Origin of the sequence: Corynebacterium callunae DSM 20147, from assembly GCF_000344785.1 — a bacterium.
Taxonomy (GTDB): Bacteria; Actinomycetota; Actinomycetes; order Mycobacteriales; family Mycobacteriaceae; genus Corynebacterium; species Corynebacterium callunae.
In genome coordinates this window covers 228,172-247,591 of sequence record NC_020506.1, presented here as the reverse complement: position 1 = coordinate 247,591, position 19,420 = coordinate 228,172, and the positions used below count along the sequence as shown (strand labels likewise).

The window sequence follows — 19,420 nt, the reverse complement described above, 5'->3', positions numbered from 1 at the left end:
TTATTAAACGTCATCAACAACAGCCACCTCTCGTTTACTCTTCCGGATTGACCCTACGATGTATGCCAAAACGATTAATGCAGTTGCACCAAAAATTACGGCCCACCAAGGAAACCCTGGAATATCTGGAGTTGCAGCCGCCGCAAGGACATCTCTTTCTGGCGTTGGCGTGACACGCTCAGCAGTTACCAAAATCCTATGACTATTAATACCCAGCGGAGTACACGTAATAAGGGTTATTAAGTCCTTGCCGGGCTCAGCCATAATCGCCTGCGTATCATCAGGAGAAATCACATGTGTTTCTGTGACTTCATAGGTTAGTACCCGATCCAGAACCGCCACAGTAAAACGATCGCCAAGTTGTGCTCGATCAAGTTCATTAAATAATGTAGCTTCCGGCAACCCACGGTGAGCAGTCAAAACGGATCTTGTTCCAGAACCTCCCACAGGAAGAGATGTGCCTTCCAAGTGGCCGATTCCGTTTTTTAACGTTTCTTCACTCGTACCATGATAGATGGGAAGATCAATTCCTAGGGAATCATATTTCATACGCCCCATGAACCCATTGTCGCCGATACTCAACAGCTCGTGATAAACAAGCTCATCATTGTCGGAGACGCCTTCACCTACCGCAATATTTGCACCGGCATTAAGAACTGCCCCACTAGCAAGAGCTTCATTGTATTGATGCGCTAGCTCAAATTGATGTGCACGATAAGCAACATCATTATTTGGAGGCTGCTGAAGTTGAGACATCGCAGAAGCTGTAACCCGTGATTGTTCGCGTTGGTTAAACCAAGACGCGGTCTGTGGATAAAGGTAAATTGCCATACCTGCAACAATCAAAAGGCTAGCTAGAATCTGTAACCACGGAAATTTCCCAGATCGATTACTCGATTCCTCTGGGTGTGGTGACGTTTTCAACGATTCTCCTCGAATTCTAAAATGAGCAGTGGCGGTGGCGCTTTTATGCGCCACCGCCATGTAAAACTGCTAGTGGGTCAGCCTATGCGCATATTATGCGTTGTCGCGACGACGTAGTACGTAAACTGCACCAGCACCAGCCAGCATCAAGACGATACCTCCCACGGTCATTGCCATGGTTCCCTGACCACCGGTGAGCGGAAGGTTTGGTCCTTCCTTCTTGGTGTTCTCGAAGTTAACAACGAGCTTTGCATTGGTACCTGGTTTAATGTTAACTACCTGACTTGGTCCTGCTACGTAGCCTGCAGGAGCCTTGGTCTCATAGAGGCAGTAATCCTTGTTAGCATCAGAAAGCTCTCCGTTTGGCGAGTTTGCAATCCACAGTCCCAGAGGATCATTAGGGGTTACGTCATCCCATCGGACAATTCCGTCAGCGTCAGAGGTACCGGTTGCGATCGCATCAGTCTCAGGTGCTTCTGGTGCACAGACACCATTCTCTGCGTTGTTGAATACGGCGAACTCTGCCCCAGCGAGCTTGTTAACCATTTCAGTATCGCCCTTGTTTACAGTCAGCTGTCCCCAGTAGGTGTGTGGGGTGGTGCCGCCAGGAGTGGTGCCACCGTTAAACTCAGAACCATAACCTGGCTTGTCTGGGCCTTCGCTACCTGGGTTATCGATATCACCGGTCTCTGTTACAGCAAGAACAGTGGTGGTGAAGACAACTTCAATGGTGTCGCCAGCCTTAATTTCAGCAAGCTTCTTCTCAGTCAGTGACCAAGAAACAACACCTGCATCAATGGTGTAGTCAGTGCCTTCAACAAGTGGAGTCCCATTGAGGAAAACGGAGGTGGTACCTGCATATTCAAGCTCTGCAGGATTCAACACATCCCAAATGGTCGCAGAGGTGTACTCTTCGCCCTCATTCAGAGCTGGAACTTTCTGGTTGATAGTCCACTCAACAACGCTACCAACGGTAAGTCCCTTGCCAGGCTGCTCAGCATCATCGTTGATGATCTTAGTGGGCGCATCTAATTCCTGGTTCTTTGGGTACACATGAACGTCGTAGAGCCAGTTCTGGTCCTCATGAGGCAGAGGGATAGATACGTAGAAAGGCGCTGTCTTAGAAACGATGTTTGCCGGAGCGTCAGTTTCCTGGACATAGTAAAGACCCAAAGGAAGGTTGCTGAAGGTGTACTCACCATCTTGGTCAGTCTCACCAGAGGTTTTAGCACCTACAATGCAGAAGTCGTCCTCAACATCGGCAAGATCTGCAGGTGCAGCCCCGTTCGGTACATATGTCCAATGATTGGTATCTGCCAAATCAATGGCTTCACAAGCACCACCATTGTCAACGCCTAGACGCCAGAGTGTAAATTCAGCACCTCCGAGCGGCACCGCTCCTGGAATGGCAATTTCTTCACCGGTACCAGGATCAGCTTCTTCGCCGACGTACTTGTGAACAGTTAATGAACCTGTTTTAGGTGCATCTGGCTGATCGGGACCAACCGCAGCAGAAGCAACCTGCCCCATAGAAATAACACCAGCTACAGCGATGGCAACTGTGCCAACGACGCTGGTGAGGCGCCTAAGCGCCGATGACTTGCTAGTCATTCTTCCTCCGTATGATTTTCATTCTCGCAACCGGTCCACCGGAAGTAAGATTGTTAAAAAGATTCGAATCCTATAGCTAAAACCAGCCGTAGGCCTGACCCTGCTCCAGCAATTCAAAACTCTTCTGCTAAAGCCTTCAATATCATCGCACTTTTTTTTCGAATAACATAGCCGACTTCCAGCTACTTATTAACCTCTTATACGTTTCTTATATAACAACAGCCGAGCGTAAGCGTCCCTTAAATCGTGAGATCTATTAACTACATTCAAACGCACGCACATCGACCCATAACTTAACTCCACACGTATTACATTGACCACACAAATAGCCAAAAGATCATTCAAATCACACGGTCAAACCATTCAGCATTGCCAAAATCGAACAAGCTCTCGTAATCTCACTGCAATTCACCTCCCAAGGGGGACGTTAAATAATAAAACCCAAATCAATTTATCCATAAGGTTGAAATTAAGAGCCCTTATTTTGGAAGTGAGATATTAGCCCCATTCTAGGGTGAAAGATCTAATTTTCTCAGTATTCAAATTGGCTCAACACCCGAGGTGGAGCAACCTTTTTCACCAAAGTGTAATTGAATCTATATTTTAAAAACCTTAAAACACATCCCATGTCAAATAGGCAAGGTGAATTAGGAAAAATAGGCATAAGAGTGGCTCAAGCCCCTACTTTGGACGGTGACCTTAGAGATGGCCCGAAGAATGCTCTCCCACCCTAAAACTCTCAAAATATCGACGAATACATTTAAAAAAAGTCGAAGAACAGTGCCGGAGATTTAAAGAATGACACTAATTCTACACCATATTACAGTTTATAAAATAGTACATTCTCGAGTTTCTAGAGTCGAAGAATCTTCACAGTTTAAGACCTAGATTTCCACTGCGAACCTGCTAATTGCCTGAAAAATATTCGAACATTTAATTGAACTGGAAAAGCGCATTCAGAAAATGATCTTTGGTTCCTCCACACTTCAGATAGCCAATTAGGAGTAACAATTCGATTGTCAATTAATGGATCTTCCATAAACAACTACGACGAGTCCATAGTTACAATACGTAAACTAACCACGTGCAGATCGCCCTTAAAAGTGAAAGTGACTCCACCGTAGAGACCGTCCCGCAGTGGGGCGCTCCCTACAATGAAGTCACTTTTCTCAAGCAACTAAGTTACTTTTACTTCTCACGACGGCGCAGTTTGTTAAAACCTATTGTGCCAGCTCCAAGTGCTAGAACAAGAACACCAAGAATTGCAAAGAAGTCTCTACCAATTCCACCAGTAAGTGGGATAACGGGTGCATCACGTTTCTCGTTTACCAGTTCTCCTAGATCCCAATTCAATCGAGCTGGGTCTGTGCTTCCAATGGAAAATTCAATTTCATTATTTCGCAATTGGTATCCAGCAGGAGCTTTAGTCTCTTTTAGGACGTAATCTCCCCAGCCGAGATTTTCAAGCTTGAATTGTCCAGAAACAGGATCAACATCCAGCAAGTTTTCACATCCCGCCGCAGTGCAGTCAACAACTGTCACTGACGAACTATCAGGACCAGTTAGTTGCCACTCCGAGCCTTCGAGAAGTACTCCATCTGCGTCAGTCTTAAACCAAATCACGGATCCAAGTTCTTGTTTCGTTCGGTTCGTCACCGTAACAAGGTTTATCTCGGAAGCATCCAGTGCAACCGCCTTTACCGCACCAGTAAATTCTGGCTCTCCATCCCATGAGTGGGAAGGATCATTGGCTACTGGGTGCTCAGGGCGATCCTCGGAAAGGACAGAACAGTCCGCACCAAGTGGAATTTCATGGGTGTCATCTGCATGCCAGATATCTCCAGCTTGAATTTCTCCCCATGTTCCAGTGACGGTTTCATCTCCTAAGCGGCAGGTGAATTCACCAGAGTAGTTAAGATCAGCGTCAGCGGTTCCCACCAAGACTTTGGTGACATTAAACGTTCCGTAAATTCGTTTTACTGCATTAGTAACAGTAACCTCACCAGTTTTTCCACTTTCGATTAGTGCTGGTTGACCAATTTCTGGAGTGTCCCATGACCACGAATCATTTGGAAGACCAGATGTAGATTCAGGTTCTGTTTCGGTAACTTCACATTCCGCACCAGCAGGAAGATTGTCACCAGCTGGATCGAGTGTGGCTTCACCTTCACCAGTGGAAGTCCATGTGCCCTCTTTTACAACTGCATCTTCGATTTTGCACACATAGTTTCCACTGAATTGTGTGTCCACACCAAATCCAGAAGGAACATTATCTTCTTTGAATTTCTTGATGATCTTGAAGGCACCTGTCGATGGCTTGTTAATGTATGTACATTCAATTGCATCGCCTGGGCCAATATTATTCAGTGCCGTATTTTCTGGGCCAGTCAGCTCAATTTGGCGTTCAGCTCCGGTCAGTGAAGTCACTTCACATACACCGGACTGGAATTGGTATCCATCTTGCATAACTTCAGCCACCGACACATTTGTGGTCTGATCGAAGCTGTCAAACTTCATTTCCCACGAAGCAGAGCCATCAACATCTGTTTGCTGAACTGGAGTAGCTGGCGTGGTCACGATAGATGCAGAAGCTGAAACTTCCCATCCAGAGCGTGGCTGCGGATTGTTTCCTTGCGCATCAGTAACTAACTTGGTGATGTTGACTGTTGATACCAGAGGGGAATTTCGAATCACACAATTAATAGAGTCACCATCGTCTGGAATATAAACAGAACCGGAACTTCCTTGCTGTTGCCCAAGGTCTATCGTGGCTCCGCCAACATAAGTAACTGTGCACTCGTATGCCGAAGCATAGTTAGCCAGGTTGGCTCCATTTGCGCCTGTTTCAGCAAAGTTGAGTGTTACACCACGAGCTGTTGGTAGTGGTCCAATTCGATCTTCTTGAATACCAAGCTCTGAGCCTGTGGTTGTAGCCGAGCCGAGAAGTTCATTTCCTTGATGCAGGGTGAGACTGAACTGATCTTCAGATTGTACGCGTCCACCAATCACTTCTTTTTCAATGGTGATTGTAGCTGGTGAAGAACAGCTAGCTAGGTCTGTACCGGAATACCTGCTAGATACAACGTTTTGTTGATTACTCCAGTTAGGCATTGCATATGATCGAATCTCGCCTCCGGCACCAAGGTATCCTCGACCGGCAGCATCAAAAGCGACACCGTTGACGTTATTCATCGTTGTAAAGTTATTTGATCCAGAAGTAGTAATTTGTCCACCACTAGCGGAGTTAAAGTTATTGGCAGTCACACTAAAGACGGTTGTAGTGGTGCCGCTTCCTCGCACAACAAACAAGTCTCCTGTGCTGTTAAACGCCATATCACCATTCGTCGCACCTGGATTATTCCTTCCGCTATAGGTCGGCATATATCCCTTATAAGTAAAGGATCCTGAGGGGTCGTATTCCCACACTTTGAATACCTGTGTGTAATAAATATTTCCCCACACCGACGAACTATCAGTCTGGAATCCACCGAAGTAGTACTTTCCATTGTTCAGGTTAATTGCGCCTGCAACCAACCCGCCAGTGTAGTTTCCAGGCGAGTTACTCGTATCATAGGTATCTCCAGTGTTCGTCCAGCTTCCGCTTGCCACGTTAAAGCTATGCATGGTTACAGTTCGAGAACTGTTTGTGCGCTCGTATGCATAGACAACTTCGCCGTTGTCACCAATGCCTAGGCCGTTGAAGTTTGATACGCCAGATGCACGGCTACCAACACTTGTTACATTTCCTGTGCTTACTTGCTGGAGCTGTCCATTAGCGCTGATGCCATAGACATAGCCTGGTTCACAGGTCAAGTTTGCGCTAGCACGTGCTGCACGCATGGCAATTGGGCTGCCTTTTTGCACCTCAAAGGTTCCAAAATGATGAGTGTCTTCGTTATTCCATTCGGCAAGATCTTCGTCATCTTCACCGATGGTTTGAGTGTTATCACCATCAATTACCCAAGAGTATCCCTCAGGGGCACCTACCTGGCTAATACGGTAATTCACGCCTTCTTCCAATCGTGAATTTCGCCCGGAGGCACGGTTTTCTAGAAGGATTTCACCTGCAGTTGTGTTGATATCAAGTTGATCCTGATCTTCTAATTCAGCACATAACTCATCGCAGTCTTCGATTTGATCGGCGTCTGGTCCGGAAACCCATTCATCATCTTCTCGGTATTCGAGCTTAAAGGTCGCACCAGGTACTAATTCTCCATCGGTGTCTCGAACATCCCAATAAATATATGGGGCAGTTCCCTGCTCTCCGAGGGAATTAAGTAATTTATCTAAAGAATCCGTAGTGGGTAGCTCAAGGTCTTTATCAGGGGCTTCTGACTCTGGCGTAGTTTCTGTATCAGTTTCTGTGTCTGTCGGTTCCTGTGAAACCGATTCTTCAGTGCTGTTGTCAGAATCTTCGACAGGGATAATTTCAGTCTCTTCATCAGCTAAAACTGGAGCAGCGCCTGTAAGTCCAAGGCCTGCTACTAGCATCACTGCTGCAGCGCCTGACAACACGCGCCGACTGAGGGGCTGAGCTACCTTGCCCCAAAACGAAACCCTCGGTGAAGTACGCATTATCCTCCCTGACCAAGGGGAACCACGTCATGAGGTTCAATTCCCTTGTTTTGAATTTCTGTATCAAATCGCCGTATTTTCGACACTAAGACTACTAACCGCAAGTTAGTAAACCACAGAAATATCACTCACGACCAGCTCGCTTCAAGGTTGCTGCCAGAGCACTTCTAAAGGAAATTGAAATAAATTAAGGAATCCCTTCATGTAATCTTATATTTTTCTTATAAAGGGTGGATCTTCCCACAATTAGTCGCCAAATATGCCTCCTTATTTCTTTTTCTAAGGAATTTTTCTAAGGAAGTGACCTACCCCCGATTAACCCCCGATTTATCTTTATTTAGTTTGTAACCGAGATGAGATGCTCTCGTATTTAAAAATTTGTGTAAATGATCTTCGTAAAAAGCCCTGTTTCAAGTGTTTAAAACTAGCCTTTCCCATTAGGCTTTAACACTATAAATTCCAAGTCACAGTCACCTGTAAAGTGAAAAGAATGACCACCTCAGAAAAATACGGTGTCCAAAATCAAAGCCGGCAGGATAACGTTCGAAATTCTGTTGACTCTGAGCTAGAGCGCCAACAAGCTATCGAGGCGGCTCCTTATGTTTCCGTAACCATCCAATCAAGTGGCATTCACCCTTCCACTTCACGCATGATCACCATTGATCTGGTGACGTTGTCTCCTCGTTTGGAGCCGGTGGAAACATTCCATGCGGTATTGGATTCTAAAACTGATCCCGGTCCTTTCCATCTTCATGGTGTGACCGAGGAAGAGTTCGCTGGCGCCAAAAAGTTTGGGCAGATCTTGAAAAGCTTGGACCGACTCATCGATGGGCGCACCCTCCTTATTCATAATGTTGCGCGGAGCTGGGGTTTTATTGTCTCCGAAGCCAAGCGAGCTATGAATGATGCTGCGCGCGCCAATCGTAATAACAATCGTGGGAATCGCCGTGGGGGTCGCGGACGCCGCAGGCAGCGCGTGGGGCACATCCCGAAGCCGCTGGTGATCGTCGATACGCTTGCATCGGCGCGTCGACAAGCAATTGTTTTAGACGACGTCCGAACCCGTGGCGTGGCAGCCACCTTGGGCGTTGAGGCGCCTGCAGCACAAGCCTCGGTGGCCCGCGCACAGGTACCGCACCGTGAACTGTGTCGCGAAGAAACGTTGCTGGTGGCACGGCTTTATGGCTCATTGAAGCGGTCGGGGCCGCTGGCGGAAATCGATCCGCAATCCTTGCGCGCCGACAAGTTCGGTTTGCAGCGCTCGATCATCCGGGTGCAGGCGCAGGAAGCCACGCCGACGCTGGTCAACCCTGGAACGTATGAGCCGGGCAAAACGCTGATCGCTGGGATGGAAGTGGTGGTCGCGCCGGAAATTGAGATGGATCCGGACATCATTATCCAAGCGTGTGTCGATGCGGATTTGTCCTATTCTGAGAAGCTGACTCGGCAAACATCGGTGGTGGTGTGCAATCAAACCCGCGACATTGACGGCAAAGCCATGCACGCCCAGCGCAAAGGAATTCCGCTGCTTTCAGATGTTGCCTTCTTAGCAGCTGTTAAAAGGGTGAAAGAAGGAAAGAAAGTGGACGTCGAAAAGCGTTAGAGGCGACTGTTTCACTAGACTTATTCTTCATGAAGCTTTCACTGCCTGCACCCCTACGCCGTTTGCGCAGCGCTGCCGCCATCGTCTCAGCAAAAGTTGCGACATCCGCGTCCAAAGCGACCGGTCGTGGATCCGGTGGCATGATCGGCGGGCTAGTAGCCAGCAGGGTAGATCCGGACATCATGTCCAACCTCATCAACAACCGCCCAACAGTGCTGGTCACCGGCACCAACGGCAAGTCCACCACCACCCGCATGCTGGCTGCTGCTATCCGCAGCTCCCACACCGTGGCCACCAATGAAGGTGGTGACAACATGGACGCTGGCATTATCTCCGCTTTGTTGGCCACTCGCGATGCCTCCCACGTTGTGCTCGAAGTTGATGAGCTGCACGTACCTTCCGCTATTGAACGCCTGAAGCCACAAGCATTGGTGCTGCTTAACCTCTCCCGCGATCAACTTGACCGCGTGGGCGAAATCAACAAGATTGAAAGAGTGCTGCGCGAGTCTGTAAAGTCCCGCCCCGAGATGACCGTTATCGCCAACTGCGATGACGTACTGGTTACCTCCGTAGCCTATGACGCCAAAAACGTCATCTGGGTTTCCGTCGGCACCGGCTGGCAGGGCGAATCCGTCACCTGCCCACGCACCGAATCCCGCATCATCCACGAGGGCGAGCACTGGCGTGCGGCTAAACCGCTTATCGACGGCCGGACCTTCGAGCGCCCTACCCCCACCTGGCAGGTAGAGGGTGATCAGTTGCATTCTCCTTTTGGTGATCTCACCCTGGATCTGAATCTGCCTGGTCAAGCCAATCGTGGCAATGCTGCCCAAGCTATTGCGGCAGCCACCGTTTTTGACATTCCCGCAGCGCAATCCCTGGCTGCAGTAAATGCCGTGGACAATGTGGCAGGACGCTATTCCACCATCACAGTTGGTGAGCATCAAGTTCACCTCCTGCTCGCCAAAAACCCTGCGGGCTGGCAAGAGGCTCTATCCATGGTTGATCGCAGCGCCGAAGGTCTGGTCATTGCAGTTAATGGCCAAGTTGCCGATGGTGAAGATCTCTCCTGGCTCTGGGATGTTCGCTTCGAAGACTTTGAAAACCTTGAGGTCAAGGCCTCCGGTGAGCGTGGCACTGACCTTGCAGTGCGCCTAACCTATGCAGAAATCACCCATGAGCTAATCTCTGATCCAGTTGATGCCATTCGCGCCTGCCCACCCGGACGCGTTGAGGTGCTTGCCAATTACACAGCTTTCCGAGACCTCAAGAAGGCTCTAGAGAAAGGGTCTGAAAACTAATGACTTCCCTCACCATTGGCCTTGTCCTGCCGGATGTTTTGGGCACCTACGGCGATGATGGTAATGCGCTCGTACTGCGCCAACGTGCAAGAATGCGCGGTATCGACGCCGAAATCCAGCGCATCACCCTTGATGATGCCGTGCCTTCCACCTTGGATATCTACTGCCTCGGCGGGGGTGAAGATACCGCTCAGATCTTGGCTACCGAGCACTTGGCCAAACATGATGGCCTGCAAACTGCAGCTGCTGCTGGCCGCCCAATCTTTGCTGTGTGCGCTGGCATGCAGGTCCTTGGTGAATCCTTCCGCGCCGCCAGCCGGGTAATTGATGGTCTGGGACTGCTTGATGTCACCACCGTGTCGCTGCAAAAGCGCGCCATTGGTGAGCTGGAATCCAATCCCTCCAGGGCTGGATTCACCGCAGAGCTCACCGAAAAGCTCACCGGCTTTGAAAACCACATGGGCGCTACCCTGCTCGGCGCAGATGCAGAACCACTGGGCCAGATTGTCCGCGGTGAAGGCAACTGCGATGTGTTTAGCACCTCTGACATGGCGGATGCTGAGCGTCAACAATTTGCCGAAGGTGCTGTGCAGGGCAGTGTTATTGCCACCTATATGCATGGCCCAGCTTTTGCTCGCAATCCACAATTGGCTGACCTGCTATTGGCCAAGGCCCAGGGCATTGCGCTGAAGGATCTGCCAGAGCTGGATATTGATGTGGTTGATCGCCTCCGCGCGGAGCGTCTGGTGGGCTAGTTCCCTTCCACACCAAAACCCCGAGTTCACTCGCCCGTCTAGGGAGCTGAACTCGGGTTTTCGCAGTCTAAAGGGTCAATCGGCCGCTAAGTGCGCGGGAGAGGGTGAGTTCATCTACAAACTCCAAGTCGCCGCCCAAAGGCATGCCGCTGGCCAGACGGGAAACAATCAAATCTGGGAAGTCTTTAAGCAAACGGCTGAGGTAGGAAGCGGTTGCTTCACCTTCAGTATTGGGGTCTGTTGCCAAAATGACCTCACGGATGACAGGGGTTTCGTCGAAAAGCTTATTTCCGGGGCTGGAGTCCGCCAGCTCACGGTCCGGCAGCACCCCGCCGATGCGCTGCAACAAGGTGGAAATATTAAGCTCTCGCGGGCCAATGTTTGAAAGCGGATCAAGCGCGCCGCCAAGCACGTGATAGCGGCCGGAAAATTCGCCGGTACGCTCGATGACCTGGATGTCCTTGGGTTCTTCAACCACGCAGATCATGCCGGCATCGCGGCCGGAATCGGCACAAATGCGACAGACTTCCTCGCGGGAAATATTGCAGCAAATTCGACAAAACTGCACGCCATCGCGCACGCCGCCCAAGGCTTCTTGGAGGCGGGTGATGTCATTTGGGTCTACGTGCAAGAGGTGAAACGCGATGCGCTGTGCGCTTTTGGGGCCAACACCGGGCAGCCGAGAGAGCTCATCGATGAGATCCTGCAGTGGGCCTTCAAACACGTTTATACACAACCTATCTTGCGGAAAATTGAACAACTTTTAGTATGTCATATGCAAAAAGCCGAGTTCCGCAGAACCCGGCTCCCTGAGATGTGCTGCGAAACTAGAATAGTCCGCCCATGCCCTGAGAAAGTGGGCCCATCTTTTCCTCGGCCACGGCAGCGACCTTCTCGTGTGCGTCCATAAACGCGGCCAAAACGAGGTCCTGCAAGGTGTCTACGTCCTCAGGGTCAACTACCTTAGGATCAATGTTAACGGCGGTAACTGCACCATTGCCGGACATGGTCACGGTGACCAGACCATTTGCAGCGTCACCAACAACGGAAGATGCGAGGATCTCCTGCTGTGCAGCCTGCAGCTGAGCTTGCATCTGCTGCGCCTGTGCCAGAATCTGGGACATATCGGGCTGAGTCATAAGTTGAACTCTCCTAAAAGTTTGTAAATGTCTGCGCCCGATTCTACCCAGCCTCGCGCGAACCTGCCTCCCCGGTTCGCTCTCGGCTTACAAAGGCTTCGCGCCGAGCTCCTGCGCCAGCAGCTCCATCGCAATCGTTTTGGCATCGCGACGATCCAGTTCACCCGGTTCTGACGCGGCTTCCTGAATCAGTTCTTCCTCTTCAGATAAGGCGCTTGTCGACGCCACCTCTGCCTCAGCACTCACCGCATCCGGGGGCTGCGGCGTTAGCTGCGTCGGTGGTTCTGGAGCGGGCTGGGGCGCACGCTCTGGAATACCCTCATCAGCTGGATAATCATAAGGATCCGGGGGCATATCATCAGGCTCTGGTGGCAATGGCACTCCACGCTCAAATGGCGCCGAGGTACGTTGACGAGCCTGCTTTTGCTGGGCGGCATGAGCAGCTGCTTGTTCGGCACGCTCACGCCAAGATGGCTTATCCGATGCCGGAGTTCGTGCAGGTTCCGGCGCTGGTACCGGTGGTTGCGTTACCTCTGGCTCAGGAGCTACGTCGCCTCCAAGTTTTACTGGTTGTCCCCAACCTGCTTGTGGAGCTGGTCTTTCAGGCTCCTCGGGTTCAGTTGGCGGCGCAGACTTCGGCTTATCATTCGGGTTCCAGGTGTTTCTTTTGGCTCCAGATTGAAACCCGGCGGCTGCTGGATCAGTGCCGACGATGCACTCTACTTGTAGTTTTTGACCCAATTCCTCATAGAGCACCGCCACAATAATGTCATTGTGATCGGAATTGTTAAGGCGGCTAGCCAGTGCCCCGGTGGTGTGGCCCAAAACGAGGGTGTTATCCCGCACGCCTAAGACACGCGCCTCAGTAAGCATGATGCTGGTACGCGAGCTGCGCTGTCCCACAACCTCGCGTAGAGCTGCCCACTTTGCACGGATTGTCTCTGCCAAATCCTCTGGCTGTGCTGGAGTTGGCTCTGGTTTTACAGGCTCTGGCTTCGGCTGTGGCGGAGTTGGTGCTGGTTGTGAGACCGCAGGCTGAGGTTCCGGTACTGGAGCTGGTTCTGGTGCAGGCGTTGGTTTCGGTGTTGCTGCAGGCTGAGGTTCAGCAGCTGCAGCTTCCTTCTTTTGGCTATATTCCCGAGCTTTGGCACGCGCTGCAGCTGCAGCGCTAAGTCCAGAACTTGAAGTTGGAGCAGCCATGGCGGTGCCCTCAACAACAGGCGGAAGTGCTGCAATATTGGCATTGGAGAGCAACAAACGTGCAGAGAGGATCTCCAAGAGCAGGCGTGGTGAGGTGGCACCGCGCATATCGTCTAGACCGCTGTTGACCATGGCTGCAAGATTTGCGAGGTCATTGCCATTAAACATTGAAGCCTGCTGGGTCAAGATCCCGGCGCGGTCGGTGGGTGCATCTACTAGTCCCAACTCAAGTGCCTCTGGAACGGCTTGGAGCACCATGAGGTCGCGGAGTCTGTCAAGGAGATCTGTGGTGAAACGACGCGGGTCGTGACCAGCTTCGATGACATGATCGATGGTGGTGAACATGCCGGCTTTATCTTTGGTCGCCAAAGCGAGGATGGCGGCGTCGATAAGCGAAACATCCGTAACACCCAGCAATGGCAAAGCGCGTTCATAGCTCAAGCCCTCGGGGCCGGCGCCTGCGAGCAATTGGTCCAAGATGGAAAGGCTATCGCGGGGGCTACCGCCACCGGCGCGGATAACCAACGGATAAACCGCGTCATCAACGTGTACGCCCTCGGACTGCACAGTGCGTTCCAGCAGGCCACGCATGGCAAGTGGGGTGAGTAGTCGGAAAGGATAATGGTGGGTACGCGAGCGGATCGTGCCGATAACTTTTTCCGGCTCGGTGGTGGCAAAAATGAAGATGAGGTGTGCTGGGGGCTCTTCGACAATTTTGAGCAAAGCATTTGATCCCGCGTTGGTGATCATATGGGCTTCGTCGATAATGAAGACGCGGTAGCGCGATTCTGCAGGGGCATAAAAGGCACGATCGCGCAGCTCACGCATATCTTCCACACCATTGTGGCTGGCCGCGTCAAGCTCGGTGACATCTAGGTTGCCGGGGCCACCAGGTGCGAGGGAAATACAAGAATTACATACTCCACAAGGAGTAGAGGTAGGCCCTTGTTCACAGTTCAAAGAACGCGCAAGAATTCGGGCAGAGGAAGTCTTTCCACAGCCACGGGGGCCAGAAAAAAGGTAGGCGTGATTAATGCGTCCACTGTCCAATGCTGCAGACAGCGGTTCAGTAACCTGCTCCTGTCCAACTACTTCTGCAAAACTTGCCGGTCGATATTTGCGATACAAAGCCACGCGTTTGAGCCTACCGTTCTAACGTTTGAAATCTAGAAGATCTACCCCTTGCTCCGCCATTCTCTGGAAAAGCACATCTCCGCCTTCTTGTGCTGCCAGGGCAAACTCCGCCTCAGTAAGCAAAATTAATTGCAAAGGCAGCGTTAAGCGAGCCAATTCCCCTGCTTCATCAGGAGCCTCGACGCTAACCTGACCAGCTTCTTCCCTGACATAAGGAATCTCTGGACCCCAAATGCGCGGATCAGCCAAGATACCGTGCACCACTGAATAACCTTCCCGCGGAAGATTAGCCATAATGCCCACTCCGGGCAGTAACTGCCCAGGATGAGCATGCATGGGAACTGGCAGGGGTGACTGCGCCTGAGAGATTGCCTCGCGCAACGCCAGGGCGGCGTCGAGAAGCATCGTTGCGGCAGCGCCCACTGCACGACCTGGCACGCTAGCCGGGGTGCGGGCGAGGCACAGGATTTCGCTGCGCACCTCGACGGTTTCCGCCCCACCCTCGGTGATCAAGCCAGTATTAACCCGTCCGAAATCTACCGAACAAGCCACTGACTCATCGCCAAGGGTGTAACCAGCCACTTTAAAGGCCCCTACCTGGTGAAATTCCGGCTCACCGGGAAGAAGGCCATTTACCCAGTGGGCGGTTTCTGCGGTATTCACTTAACTCGCGTAGTGCTCCGCGGCTGCGAGGAGCACACAGGTAGCAACGCCATCCATGGCAATCTCCAACTCCTCAACAGGAGGCAAAGAAGGTGCCAGGCGCAGGTTACGGTTGTTTGGATCATTGTGCAGCGGGAAGGAAGAACCAGCGCCGGTGAGGGCAATTCCAGCTTCTTTTGCCAACTCTGCAACGCGGGAAGCAGTGCCATCAACCACGTCGAGGGAGATGAAATAACCGCCGGTTGGAACAGTCCACTTTGCTACGCCGTACTCAGCAAGGCGGTTGTCTAGGATCTCCAGCACCTTTTCAAACTTAGGCGCCAAAGAAGCTGCGTGCTTGCGCATGACTGCACGCACGCCCTCAGCATCGCCGAAGTAACGAGCATGTGCCAGCTGGTTAACCTTGTTTGGACCAATGCCACGAATACCAGCATAGTTGGTGTACCACGCGCGGTTATCTGCAGAGGTAATAAAGAAGGAGACGCCAGCGCCGGCCAAGGTGATCTTGGAGGTGGAGGTAAAGGCCCAGAAACGGTTCGGGTTGCCGGCCTGCTCGCCGAGGGAAACGATATCGATAACCTCGGGGAAGTCCTCGGTCAAAGTGTGTACTGCATAGGCGTTATCCCACACCACGCGGAAATCAGGAGCTGCGGTTTCCATCTCAGCCAAACGCTGTGCCACCTCAGCAGAGACGGTGTAACCAGTTGGGTTAGAGAACACAGGTACAACCCACATGCCCTTGACCTGAGGATCCTTAACCAATTCAGCAACGGCATCCATATCTGGGCCGTCTTCCTTCATTGGCACGGTGATCATCTCAAAGCCGAAACGCTCGGTGATGGAGAAATGACGGTCATAGCCTGGAACTGGGCAAATCCACTTAACGGTCTCTTCCTTGGACCAAGGCTGAGTGGAATCGCAGTTGCCAAAGATATAAGACCAGCTGATCACGTCAAACATGATGTTCAGGCTGGAAGCATCGCCGGCGAGCACCTGCTCAACCGGAATGCCCATTAGTTCTGCCCAAATGCTGCGGATATCTTCGATGCCGTTGAGTCCGCCATAGTTGCGAACGTCAGTGCCGTCAGCTGCGAGGTACTCGCCCTTACCTGGAAGTGCCAGCAGATCATCTGCGAAATCAAGCTGTTCAGAAGAAGGCTTTCCGCGGGTTAGATCCAGCTTAAGATTTTTGGACTTCAGGTCTTCGAATGCGCGCTTAATGTCCTCGTGGAACTGGGCGAGCTGATCTGCATCAAAATCCTGCAGCGGAACTGAACTCATGACTGCGTACCTCCGGTGTGGTGGTAATAGGAACGACGGAAAAATGCCACAAAAAAGAGCAGTGGCCTCGGGCCACCACTCTAGACGCTTTAGGGGATCCCGCGCACCCGTCAGAGCTCGCTGACCCTTGCTGCATTCCTGCCCTGGGGGAGTTCACAAGATAAACGCCGCACGGGATCCTGCGCATTACTTTAGCTGACACCCCTTAAGAAATGCCAACTGCGAGCGGATTTGAATTTTGCGAAGACTTTTGTGTAATCTAATCTCCAGAACGCAGCGACCACGTGTTGTTACTGTTCTAGCTGGAGGATTCGACTAGCGGCCTATGTCGCTCGCCTGGAACGCGGGTTGGGAGCAATCCCTCAGGGGTTCAAATCCCCTATCCTCCGCAAATTAGCACCCCTGATGGTTTTCCATCAGGGGTGTTTTTTGGCTCCTGTGAAATCTCTCGGATTCAGTACCTCGGAAGGAGTGCTGAATCCGAGGTTTTTTGAGTGAATCCGAGGCCTTGAATCCGAGGTCTCCACAGCACTCCCCGTCCTCCCCACACACAGCTGATTTATTAGACCAGCGCGCCCAGCACCCAATTAGTGGGAGACCCCGAGTCCACTTCTCCTCTCGGACACGCGAACTCGGGGATCTAAATTCTCAGCACAGTTTTAGTGGCCTAAGGTTCCCAGAACTGCATGTGCAATGAGACTATCTAGACGGCGCACATCCACGCCACGGCCCAACTTAATTTTGATTAGCCCCACCCTGGTCCACAGTTCCAACTCCGCATTGAAATCCAAAGTGCCTGCGTTTTCAGAAGACCACATATCAATGGACTTATAAGGCAAGGAATACATTTCAATCTTCTTACCCATCATGCCCTGAGAATCGCGCACAATCATGCGACGATCAGTAAAGATTGCGGAATCTCGGAAGGTTTTGTATGCAGCAACCGGAATTTCACCTGGAACAAGGAGTGGTCCTATGTCATTGGGAATAGGAACCTCTTGATGAAATTGCCAATTTGTAAGTGCATTTAGTTCAGCTGCCATTAATTCAACCTCTTTCTTGATAGAGCTATCGCTAATTGCACCTTAACAGCACAGCGCACTAGGTGACGTTAAAAATCTGTCACCTGGAATATCGCCCACATGCCAACATCTCTGAGGTGACACTGTGAGCAAGGGGAAAATTTAGGTATTTACCGAGTTCTCTGACAGCTAAGCTGCTATTTGCACAGCTTTTTCTGCGCGGGCAAGAATTTCGGCGCAAATTTGGCATATAGCTAAATTTTTACACACAGGAAGTGTTCAGTAAGTGTTCAGATCAACGCTTTAAAGTTCTCTGCTGTAAGCAACACCAAGACTTCCTAGAAAGGCCGAATCATGACTCAGCAGATGCGTCAATTTGAGGGCAGAGAGCTCCCGAATCAAAAAGATGACCTCGAGGACCAGGGACTGGGCTTTGACATCGGAACTGTCCTTTCCCGCCGTAAGGTGTTGGGATTCCTCGGTATCGCCGGTGGTAGCGTGGCACTAGCTGCATGTTCACCAAGCGGCACCTCTTCCGCGGCAAGCTCTTCTACTTCTTCCGCTGCGGCAAGCACCACCGCTTCATCTACTACCTCAGCTGCAGCTGCTGCCCTGACAGAGATGAAATCTGAAACTCAAGGCCCTTACCCAGGCGATGGGTCCAATGGCCCAGACGTTTTGGAAGCTTCCGGCGTAGAGCGTTCTGATATCACTAAGTCCATTGATACTGACACCGTGGCAGAAGGCGTGCCACTGACTTTGACCATGACTGTTTTGGACATCACTGATAACAATGCGCCGATGGAAGGTGCTGCAGTATATATCTGGCACTGTGACGCCCCAGGCCGTTATTCCATGTATGACGATGCACTAACCAATGAGACTTACCTACGCGGTGTGCAGGTTGCCGATAAGTATGGTCAGGTCACTTTCGAGACCATCGTCCCAGGTTGTTATTCCGGTCGTTGGCCACATATCCACTTTGAGGTTTTCCCTGATAAGGCAAGTATTACGGATTCCACCAATAATATTTTGACCTCTCAGATTGCCATCGATGAAACCGTATCCCGCGCTGTTTATGCAGAGATAGCGTGTACGGAAATTCCCTGAGCAACCTGGATAAGGTAACTCTCGATACTGATGGCATTTTCTCTGATGGTTATGATCAGCAGCTGCCTAAGTTCACCGGCGATGTCACCAGCGGTTACACCACTTCCATTAATGTGCCAATTGATAGCACCACGGCGCAGAATCAGTCCATGCCCGGCGGCGGTATGGGTGGCCCAGGTGCCGGCGGAACCCCACCTAGCGGCATGATGCCTCCTCAGTAATAGATAAAAGGCTCGGTGCTCAACTTTCCAGGTTCAAAAACCTCGAGAAGTTGAGTGGCCGAGTTTATGTCTTTATAGCCCAAGGAAAGGGCGATTCGGGCAAAAACTTCCGGGAGCGTCGCGTCGACAAGCATTTCGGGCAGGGTTACTGCCCCGTCGCGCTTGGCTAGGCGCTGCCCGTTTGTGTTTAGGACGAGTGGCACATGGATGTACTCGGGCACGGGCGCGCCGAGCAGCGTGGCCAAATAGGCCTGGCGGGCCGCGGAATCAAGCAGGTCATCTCCGCGAACTACCTGGTCAACGCCCTGATAGGTATCATCAACAACAACCGCCAAGTTGTATGCCCACCCGGGCTCCTGACCGCCGCGCAGCAAAATAAAATCATCCACGGCGCCCTCGCAGGGCCCGCGCAGCCGGTCATAAAAAGCAAAGCTAGTGCGGTCAGCACGCAGGCGCACGGCCGGGTGGCGGTTTTGCGCGGCTAACTCTTTGCGCTTTTCGACGCGCTCCTGTGGGCTCAAATTACGGCAGGTACCTGGGTACATACCCGGCGCGGCATGCGGTGCACGGGAAGCTTCCAAAATATCCCGGCGCGAGCAATAACACTCATAGGTCTCGAGCTTTTCCAAGGCCGCGGTATAAGCCGCGTAGCGAGAGGACTGGTAGAGCACTTCCCCATCCCAGTCCAATCCGAGGCTTTTTAAATCATTAAGCTGGCGCTCCGCGGATTCGCGGGAGGAGCGCTGCTCATCAATATCCTCAATGCGCATATGGAACTGCTTGCCATCGCTGCGGGCAAAAAGCCACGCCAGCACGGCGGTGCGGAGATTGCCAAAATGAAGGTCGCCGCTGGGTGAGGGTGCATATCTACCTGCCATGCT

Annotated in this window: 13 protein-coding genes, 1 tRNA gene, 1 other RNA gene and 1 pseudogene; 5 read left to right on the top strand and 11 right to left on the bottom strand. The window is 51.6% G+C overall.

Annotated features, from left to right (window positions below; all coding sequences use genetic code 11):
• Positions 1–3: 3 nt before the first annotated feature.
• The 3 genes from H924_RS01130 to H924_RS01120 form a co-directional block, all read right to left on the bottom strand.
• Positions 4–984 (bottom strand): class C sortase, encoded by a 981-nt coding sequence (locus tag H924_RS01130; protein ID WP_155861909.1) that lies wholly within the window; start codon positions 982–984, stop codon positions 4–6.
• A gap of 33 nt (positions 985–1,017) precedes the next feature.
• Complete coding sequence (locus tag H924_RS01125; protein WP_015650126.1) at positions 1,018–2,535, bottom strand: SpaH/EbpB family LPXTG-anchored major pilin; 1,518 nt, start codon at positions 2,533–2,535, stop codon at positions 1,018–1,020.
• Between the two features lie 1,188 nt (positions 2,536–3,723).
• Complete coding sequence (locus tag H924_RS01120; RefSeq protein WP_029703732.1) at positions 3,724–7,110, bottom strand: SpaA isopeptide-forming pilin-related protein; 3,387 nt, start codon at positions 7,108–7,110, stop codon at positions 3,724–3,726.
• Positions 7,111–7,600: 490 nt separating this feature from the next.
• Here H924_RS01120 and H924_RS01115 point away from each other — a divergent pair, with 490 nt between their 5' ends.
• The 3 genes from H924_RS01115 to H924_RS01105 are packed head-to-tail and all read left to right on the top strand — an operon-like array spanning position 7,601 to position 10,769.
• Positions 7,601–8,713, top strand: coding sequence for a DNA polymerase III subunit epsilon (locus H924_RS01115; RefSeq protein ID WP_015650124.1), 1,113 nt, complete (start codon positions 7,601–7,603; stop codon positions 8,711–8,713).
• A gap of 29 nt (positions 8,714–8,742) precedes the next feature.
• Entirely contained in the window at positions 8,743–10,014 is a 1,272-nt protein-coding gene (locus tag H924_RS01110; RefSeq protein WP_015650123.1) for a Mur ligase family protein, read from the top strand.
• On the top strand, positions 10,014–10,769 hold the full coding sequence (locus H924_RS01105) for a type 1 glutamine amidotransferase (protein ID WP_015650122.1): 756 nt from the start codon (positions 10,014–10,016) through the stop codon (positions 10,767–10,769). The genes H924_RS01110 and H924_RS01105 overlap by 1 nt, the downstream gene beginning before the upstream one ends.
• Positions 10,770–10,836: 67 nt before the next feature.
• On the opposite strand, the gene H924_RS01100 is transcribed toward H924_RS01105, so the two are convergent.
• The 6 genes from H924_RS01100 to ffs all read right to left on the bottom strand — a co-directional run bounded on the left by H924_RS01100 (position 10,837) and on the right by ffs (position 16,370).
• Complete coding sequence (locus H924_RS01100; RefSeq protein WP_015650121.1) at positions 10,837–11,493, bottom strand: recombination mediator RecR; 657 nt, start codon at positions 11,491–11,493, stop codon at positions 10,837–10,839.
• 103 nt (positions 11,494–11,596) lie between these two features.
• The gene (locus H924_RS01095) at positions 11,597–11,908 is read right to left on the bottom strand and encodes a YbaB/EbfC family nucleoid-associated protein (RefSeq protein ID WP_015650120.1); all 312 of its coding nucleotides are present in this window, start codon (positions 11,906–11,908) and stop codon (positions 11,597–11,599) included.
• Positions 11,909–11,995: 87 nt separating this feature from the next.
• Complete coding sequence (locus H924_RS01090; protein ID WP_015650119.1) at positions 11,996–14,242, bottom strand: DNA polymerase III subunits gamma/tau; 2,247 nt, start codon at positions 14,240–14,242, stop codon at positions 11,996–11,998.
• A gap of 18 nt (positions 14,243–14,260) precedes the next feature.
• Positions 14,261–14,905 (bottom strand): suppressor of fused domain protein, encoded by a 645-nt coding sequence (locus H924_RS01085; protein ID WP_015650118.1) that lies wholly within the window; start codon positions 14,903–14,905, stop codon positions 14,261–14,263.
• Positions 14,906–16,186 carry an aspartate transaminase gene (locus tag H924_RS01080; RefSeq protein WP_015650117.1) on the bottom strand — a complete coding sequence of 427 codons (1,281 nt, stop codon included), beginning with the start codon at positions 16,184–16,186 and terminating at the stop codon, positions 14,906–14,908.
• A gap of 87 nt (positions 16,187–16,273) precedes the next feature.
• Positions 16,274–16,370, bottom strand: an RNA gene (ffs, locus tag H924_RS13790) — signal recognition particle sRNA small type.
• Between the two features lie 120 nt (positions 16,371–16,490).
• Here ffs and H924_RS01075 point away from each other — a divergent pair.
• Positions 16,491–16,575: transfer RNA gene (locus H924_RS01075), tRNA-Ser, on the top strand.
• A gap of 270 nt (positions 16,576–16,845) precedes the next feature.
• Here the strand turns inward: H924_RS01075 and H924_RS01070 are convergent.
• Positions 16,846–17,229 carry a PH domain-containing protein gene (locus H924_RS01070; protein WP_015650116.1) on the bottom strand — a complete coding sequence of 128 codons (384 nt, stop codon included), beginning with the start codon at positions 17,227–17,229 and terminating at the stop codon, positions 16,846–16,848.
• Positions 17,230–17,562: 333 nt separating this feature from the next.
• Between H924_RS01070 and H924_RS01065 the strand changes: the two are divergent.
• Positions 17,563–18,539, top strand: a pseudogene (locus H924_RS01065) (intradiol ring-cleavage dioxygenase).
• On the opposite strand, the gene gluQRS reads toward H924_RS01065, so the two are convergent.
• Positions 18,533–19,417, bottom strand: coding sequence for a tRNA glutamyl-Q(34) synthetase GluQRS (gluQRS, locus tag H924_RS01060; RefSeq protein ID WP_015650115.1), 885 nt, complete (start codon positions 19,415–19,417; stop codon positions 18,533–18,535). The pseudogene H924_RS01065 and the gene gluQRS sit on opposite strands and share 7 nt — an antisense overlap.
• Between the last annotated feature and the right edge of the window lie 3 nt (positions 19,418–19,420).

Bases quoted from the DNA above. Each gene is read 5' to 3' on its own strand.
- H924_RS01130 (WP_155861909.1), bottom strand. From the start codon at position 984: ATGGCGGTGGCGCATAAAAGCGCCACCGCCACTGCTCATTTTAGAATT.
- H924_RS01125 (WP_015650126.1), bottom strand. From the start codon at position 2,535: ATGACTAGCAAGTCATCGGCGCTTAGGCGCCTCACCAGCGTCGTTGGC.
- H924_RS01120 (WP_029703732.1), bottom strand. From the start codon at position 7,110: ATGCGTACTTCACCGAGGGTTTCGTTTTGGGGCAAGGTAGCTCAGCCC.
- H924_RS01115 (WP_015650124.1), top strand. From the start codon at position 7,601: ATGACCACCTCAGAAAAATACGGTGTCCAAAATCAAAGCCGGCAGGAT.
- H924_RS01110 (WP_015650123.1), top strand. From the start codon at position 8,743: ATGAAGCTTTCACTGCCTGCACCCCTACGCCGTTTGCGCAGCGCTGCC.
- H924_RS01105 (WP_015650122.1), top strand. From the start codon at position 10,014: ATGACTTCCCTCACCATTGGCCTTGTCCTGCCGGATGTTTTGGGCACC.
- H924_RS01095 (WP_015650120.1), bottom strand. From the start codon at position 11,908: ATGACTCAGCCCGATATGTCCCAGATTCTGGCACAGGCGCAGCAGATG.
- H924_RS01080 (WP_015650117.1), bottom strand. From the start codon at position 16,186: ATGAGTTCAGTTCCGCTGCAGGATTTTGATGCAGATCAGCTCGCCCAG.
- H924_RS01070 (WP_015650116.1), bottom strand. From the start codon at position 17,229: ATGGCAGCTGAACTAAATGCACTTACAAATTGGCAATTTCATCAAGAG.
- gluQRS (WP_015650115.1), bottom strand. From the start codon at position 19,417: ATGGCAGGTAGATATGCACCCTCACCCAGCGGCGACCTTCATTTTGGC.